We start from the raw sequence: 6,320 nt of genomic DNA, 5'->3' as shown, positions 1-6,320 counted from the left end.
CCCTCGAGCCGAGGACCTTGCTGCGGCCTCCCGCGTACCCGAATCGCCCGCTTCCCTGAGCCGGGAGCCGGACCAACCGGGTCCGGGGCTTGTCCTCGGCGGCGCCGGCCGTCCTCGGCTCGGTCCGCACCGGGGTCGAGATCGGGGTCGGGGTCGGGGTCGGGGTCGGGGCCGGCGCACTCGCCGCGGCCTCCGGGACCGGGACCGACGGCTCCATCCGCGCACGCAGCAGCCCCGCGGTGAACACCACGGCGAGCACGACCAGGGGCGCTGCGAGGGGCCATCGCGGGGAACGTCGGCGGGCGGAGGTCATCCGGAACAGACTCGCACAGCGACGATCAACGCACCGGGGAACCCACCTCGTCGAGCAGCCCCACGATCGCCTGGGCCACGATCCGCGGCACCTCCATCTGGGCGACGTGCCCCACCCGCGGCAGGACGAGCAGCCTGGCGTCCGGGATCGTCCTCGCCACCTGGGCCGGCACCCTCGGATCGACCAGCTTGTCCCGCAGGCCGCCGATGACCAGGGTGGGCGCGGTGATCCGGGCGGCGAGCCGCCACTGCGAATTCACCCCGGGGAGGTACGCCCGCACGAAGCTGGAGACCAGTCCGCGCAGCGTGCCCACGTAGGTGGCCGGGTAGTGCTCGACCGTGTAGCGCAGCCGGATCTCCTCGAGCGCCTCGGCGCGGCGCTGGGCGTGCACCCTGGTGGCGTCGCCGAAGCACGCGATCAGCACCTGCTCGGCCATCTGCTCGACGGTCAGCCGGGCCATCCCCCACGCAAAGATCCGCTCGGCGCGGGGCAGCGCGAGCACGGGCAGGACCTGACGCTGCTCGGTGCGGCGGACGTCGAGGAAGGGCATGGCCGGGGAGATCAGGGTGAGGGTACGGATGAGGTCGGGGCGCAGGGCCGCCACGCGTACGGCGATCGAGCCGCCCAGCGAATTGCCGATCAGGTGCACCGGGCCGCGGCCGCCGAAGTCGAGGAACTTGGTCAGCGTGTCGGCGAAGGCCGGGATCGAGTAACGCTTGCTCGGGTCGCTGTAGCCGAAGCCGGGCAGGTCGACCGCCTGGCCGTCGAAGCGGTGCGCGAGCAGGCCGGCGACGTCGGTGAAATTCTGCGACGACCCGCCCAGGCCGTGCACGTAGACGGCGGGCTCGGCGTTCGGCGAGGTCGGGGCGGTGTCGCGGACCTGCAGCGTCGCGCCGTCGATCGTCACCCGGCGGGACGGCCAGGGCGGTGGAATCTCGCCGTCCGGCGGCAGCGCGTCCTCGGCGGCCAGCTGTGCACCCTTCATCGGGACAAGAGTGCCTCGAGTCTCCGGTTCACCGCGGCGAGCGTGGCGCGGACCATCGCGTGGCGGCCGTCGGCGCCGACCATCGCCGAGCCGGCGAGCTGCTCGACCCAGGCGCCACCGACCGACATCAGCATCACGACCACCGCGACCTGGGTGCCGCCGAAGGGCACCGCCGCGGCGTGCTCGACGAAGCAGCGGGCCGGGCCGTCCGGGTGCCGGTCGGCGTACGAGAGCAGGTCGTTGATCGCCTCGGAGGTGGCGGTGGCGCAGAGCCGCAGGAGGTAGCCGTCGACGGCGGGACCGGACGCCACCCCCCGCGCGGTACGCCCGTCGACCTCGAGCTTGACCTCGACCGTGGCCTCGGTGCCGAACGTCGTGACCTGGACGTTGTCGATCATCACGCGCGGGCCGGGCTCCTCGCCGACGTCCAGCGGGCGCGGCGACTCGTCGGGCCGCTGCGCCGCCTCGGTCTCCGGCGACTCCGCTTGCACCGGCGCCGGCGACTGCGGCCGTACCTGCCGCTGCGCCTCCACCTGCCGCTGCGGCTCCACCTGGCGCTGCACTTCTACCTGGCGCTGCGGCTGTTCCTGGGGTTGCGCTTGAGTCCGCTCGGGAGCCTGTCTCTGGGTCTGCGCCGGCTCCGTATGGATCTGGTCGGGCCGCAACGGCTCGGTCGGCATCCGGCTCAGGGCCTGCCCGGCCGGCGGCGCGGAGCCGGCGATCGGATCGGCCGGCCCGGGCTGACTCGGCACGAGAGCGGGCGGGGGCGGCGGCACGACGACCGGCGCGGACGCGACCGGCGCCGGGGGCGACGCCGGCGGCATGCGCGGCGGCGGCGCGGTCTCACCGCCCTGCATCGCGGCGTCCAGACCCATCCGGTCCTGCAGCAGGCGGGCCACCTGGCGGCTCACCTCGGCCGGGTCGGCGCCCTCGGACAGGTCCAGCCGCAGGCTGTTCGCCCCCTGCGGGGTGGTGCGCAGCATCGCGTCGCGGACGCCGTCGACCTCCCGGACCGCGGCCAGGATCGCCTGGACGTCGAAGCCCTCCTCCCGGTCCTGCGGCGCCGGCAGGTCGTCGCGGCGCAGGTGGGTCGCGATGCGCGCCAGCTCGGGCGTTTCGGCGGACTGGTCGGGGGCCGGCGGCTCGGGCACGGTCGGGACGTCCGGTTTCGCCGGGACCCGCTGGGGCAGGCCGCGAGGCGTCTGTTGCTCGGGCACCGGCGGGGCGTACGCGGGCGGGGTGGCATAAGCGGTGGCGTTCTCGTTCGCCGGGGCGAAACGGGCCGGGGTGTGCTGCTCGTAGGGCAGGCGGCGCGGGAACGTGCCGGGGTCGTAGCCGGGCTGGACTCGCGGCGGCTCGGTCGTGTACCCCACGACCGCGACCGGCGGCGGCTGTCGCGATGGCTGTGGCTGCGGCTGCGGCGGCTGCACGATCGGGTTACCGGCGAACGGCGTGGGATCGAGGGCGTGCCGGGCCGGCTCGACGCGGTGCGGACTGCTGACCGGGCGGACCGCCGGGTAGGTCGGGCCCTGGAAGGTGGGGTTCTGGAAAGTCGGGCTCTGGAACGTGGGGCTCTGGGCGGTGTCGTCCAGGTCGCCCTCGTACGGGTACGGCGGAGCGCTGCTCGGCGGCGGGGCGTCGGGGTGACCGGCCGGCTGCGGGCGCAGGTCCTCCTCGCGGGGGACACTCTCGCGCGGCAGGCCGGACTCCCGGTTGTCGCGCCGCAGCGAGTTCAGGCCGCGGGGCGCCGGCGACTCGTCGTCGGGGTGCGCGAGGCTCTGGAACCGGGACGGCGCGCTGGGCTCGCCGCGATCGGTGTTGAAGTGCTTGAGCAGGTCCTCGTAGCGCTGGTTGCTGTCCGACCAGTGCGGGGCGGGCGGCTCGGGCTCGGCGGTTGCGGAGGGTGAGACGGGGGCCGGGGACGAACCGAACGGGCGTACCCCCGAATTGGGGTTGGCGAAGGGTCTGACGTCGGCGGGCGGTGGCTCGACCGCGGGGGGCTGGCGGGTGAACGGCCGGATCTCCTGAGCGGGCCGGCGCCAGGCCGGGATGTCCTCCTCGGCCTCCTCGTTGCGACCGGCGGCGGCCGCCCACGGACTCCCGGACGATGCCCAGCCGTTCAACAGAGCGCGGTCGCGCGACTCCCCACTGCCGCCTCTTCCTGCCCCATTGTCGCCGGAATGCCCAGTTTCATCCACCGCGTGCTCCTTGCTCGCCCCAGCTGAGGCTACCGTGTGGTGGCAGTGGCGATAAGTTGCAGCGTCGCGACAATTGCCCGGCCGGGGGTGAGACTCGACCGGGTGGGCGATGAGCACCACGATGCGGGGACCGAGCGCTAGACATTGGAGAGATCATGACCGCTGCGTCCGGCGGCGCGCAGACCGCGCGACCCACGCGCCTGCCCCGGTCCGCACGTCGTAAGCAGCTGCTCGCCGCAGCGCAGCAGATCTTCGTCGCACACGGCTACCACGCGGCCGCGATGGACGACATCGCCGAGCGGGCGGGCGTGTCCAAGCCGGTGCTCTACCAGCACTTCCCCGGCAAGCTCGAGCTCTATCTGGCGCTGCTGGACACCCACTGCGACGCGATAATCGCTCAGGTGCGTGCCGCGATGCTGAGCACGACGGACAACCGGGAACGGGTCCGCGGGGCGGTGCAGGCGTATTTCGACTTCGTCGACCACGAGAGCGAGGCGTTCCGGCTGGTCTTCGAGTCGGACCTGCGCAACGACCCGCAGGTACGCGAGCGGGTCGAGCGGGTCGAGCAGGGCTGCATCGCGGCGGTGACCGAGACGATCATCTCCGACACCGGGCTGAGCACCGCGCACGCCGAGCTCCTCGCCTCCGCGCTGGTCGGCGCCTCCGGGCAGAGCGCGCAGTACTGGCTGGCGAGCGGCCGGCTGATCCCCAAGGAGGAGGCCGAGGGCCTGGCCACGGCCCTGATCTGGCGCGGCATCGGCAGCTTCCCGCTGCAGGGCGGTTCCAGCGCCGACATCGGATAACCTTCGAAGCGCAGACCGCACAACAAGGAGGACCCCGTGGAGGTCAAGATCGGCGTGCAGCACGCGCCGCGTGAGCTGACGCTCGAGAGCGCACAGACCCCGGCGGAGGTCGAGCAGCTGGTGACCGAGGCGTTGGCCAAGGACGGCGTGCTCACGCTCGCAGACGAGAAGGGCCGGAAGGTGATCGTTCCGATCGCCAAGGTGGCCTACGTGGAGATCGCCGAGTCGTCCAACCGGCCGTTCGGCTTCACCACGCGCTGATCTTCGTTTGTTCTGGCGGGGGGCTTCGGTCCCCCGCTCATCACGCTCATCAGCTGCTGACTCTCATGGTCGGGTAGACTCCTTTCGTCGCCGCCGACGATTTCACTTCTCCGGCGGCAGCGCGTGTGGCCCGCGATCTGTTTTTCCGCGTGCGGCCCGCGCCTTACCCATACCGCGCCCAGGACTTCGACGGGCGCACCACGAGAGGCACCCGTAGAACTTCATGAGCGACATCGACAACACCTCAGCCTTCAGTCCGGTCGAGGTCGGGGGCGGAGCTGTGGACGGCGAGACAGAGCCGGCTCTGGTCCCCGCACTGACGCGCGCGCCCGTGCGACCCGACAGCCCGACCTTCGCCGAGCTCGGCGTGCGCGCGGAGACGGTGGAGGCCCTCGAGGCCGCCGGCATCACCAGGGCCTTCGCCATTCAGGAGTACGCACTGCCGATCGCCCTGCGCGGCACCGACCTGATCGGGCAGGCGCCGACGGGCACCGGTAAGACACTGGGCTTCGGCCTGCCCCTTCTCGAGCGGGTCACCGCCCCGGGCGAGGACGGCTTCCCGGCCGACGGGCAGCCCCAGGCGCTGGTCGTCGTCCCGACCCGTGAGCTGGGCCTGCAGGTGGCCCGCGACATCGCCGCCGCGGGCGCCACCCGCGGCGTGCGGGTGCTGCCGATCTACGGCGGCGTCGCGTACGAGCCGCAGGTCGAGGCGCTGAAGAAGGGCATCGAGATCCTGGTCGGCACCCCCGGCCGGCTGCTCGACCTGGCGAAGCAGAAGCAGTTGAAGCTGACCTCGATCGGCGCGCTGGTGCTCGACGAGGCCGACCGGATGCTCGACCTGGGCTTCCTGGAGGACGTGGAGAAGATCCTGGCGATGCTGCCCGAGCAGCGCCAGACGATGCTCTTCTCGGCGACCATGCCGGACCCGATCGTGGCGCTGTCGCGGCGCTTCCTGCACCACCCGGTGACCATCCACGCCGGGCACACCACGGAGAGCGGGCCGAGCCCGCTGACCAAGCAGGTCGTCTACCGCACCCACCCGATGAACAAGCTCGAGATGGTGGCGCGGATCCTGCAGGCGAACGGCCGTGGGCTGACCATGATCTTCACGCGGACGAAGCGGGCCGCCGACCGGGTGGCCGAGGACCTGGACTTCCGCGGGTTCGCGGTCGCGGCCGTGCACGGTGACCTGGGGCAGGGCGCGCGGGAGCGGGCGCTGCGGGCGTTCCGCACCGGCAAGATCGACGTGCTGGTGGCCACCGACGTCGCGGCCCGCGGGCTGGACGTGTCCGGTGTCACGCACGTCCTCAACTACGACTGCCCCGAGGACCCCGACACGTACACGCACCGGATCGGGCGGACCGGCCGGGCCGGCGCCACCGGAGTCGCGGTGACCTTTGTGGACTGGGAGGACATGCCGCGGTGGGTGCTCATCGACAAGTCGATGGGGCTCAACATGCCGCAGCCGCCCGAGACGTACCACACCTCGGCGGCGCTCTACGCCGATCTGGACATTCCCTCGGACGTGTCGGGGACGCTGCCGACCGCCGGGCGGACCCGGGCCGGGTTGTCGGCCGAGGTCGAGGAGGACCTCGGCGGCGGGTCGCGCCGCGGGCGTACCCGGGACGGCGGCCGTGGCCGTGGTGCCGGTGGCGGCAGCGGCGGCCGGAGCCGGCGCGGTCGAGTCGGTCGAGGGCCCGCCGACGCTTTATCTAGAAAAGAAGATTCAACTAGGAAAAATCTTAATAAAGGTTGAGATG

At 72.6% G+C, this 6,320-nt stretch carries 5 protein-coding genes and 1 pseudogene; 3 read left to right on the top strand and 3 right to left on the bottom strand.

Annotation, left to right across the window (positions count from 1 at the left end; all coding sequences use genetic code 11):
• The 3 genes and pseudogenes from AB0M20_RS21460 to AB0M20_RS21450 all read right to left on the bottom strand — a co-directional run.
• A pseudogene (locus AB0M20_RS21460) lies at positions 1-313 on the bottom strand (hypothetical protein); the annotation flags it as partial.
• A 25-nt stretch (positions 314-338) separates the two neighbouring features.
• Positions 339-1,298: an alpha/beta hydrolase gene (locus tag AB0M20_RS21455; RefSeq protein ID WP_364300675.1), complete on the bottom strand. Its 960-nt coding sequence runs from the start codon at positions 1,296-1,298 to the stop codon at positions 339-341.
• Positions 1,295-3,421, bottom strand: a complete 2,127-nt coding sequence (locus tag AB0M20_RS21450) for a Daple (RefSeq protein WP_364300673.1) — start codon at positions 3,419-3,421, stop codon at positions 1,295-1,297. Before AB0M20_RS21450 ends, AB0M20_RS21455 begins: the two co-directional genes overlap by 4 nt.
• A 230-nt stretch (positions 3,422-3,651) precedes the next feature.
• On the opposite strand from AB0M20_RS21450, the gene AB0M20_RS21445 reads away from it, so the two are divergent.
• From AB0M20_RS21445 to AB0M20_RS21435, 3 genes are all read left to right on the top strand, one after another.
• Positions 3,652-4,299, top strand: a complete 648-nt coding sequence (locus AB0M20_RS21445) for a TetR/AcrR family transcriptional regulator (protein WP_364300671.1) — start codon at positions 3,652-3,654, stop codon at positions 4,297-4,299.
• 36 nt (positions 4,300-4,335) lie between these two features.
• Positions 4,336-4,560, top strand: coding sequence for a DUF3107 domain-containing protein (locus AB0M20_RS21440; RefSeq protein WP_364300669.1), 225 nt, complete (start codon positions 4,336-4,338; stop codon positions 4,558-4,560).
• A 223-nt stretch (positions 4,561-4,783) separates the two neighbouring features.
• Positions 4,784-6,316, top strand: coding sequence for a DEAD/DEAH box helicase (locus tag AB0M20_RS21435; protein ID WP_364300667.1), 1,533 nt, complete (start codon positions 4,784-4,786; stop codon positions 6,314-6,316).
• Positions 6,317-6,320: the final 4 nt, after the last annotated feature.

Source organism: Actinoplanes sp. NPDC051633 (assembly GCF_040681735.1).
Lineage (GTDB): Bacteria > Actinomycetota > Actinomycetes > Mycobacteriales > Micromonosporaceae > Actinoplanes.
The sequence above is the reverse complement of the archived record's forward strand: the minus strand, read 5'-3'. Positions and strand labels throughout refer to the sequence as shown.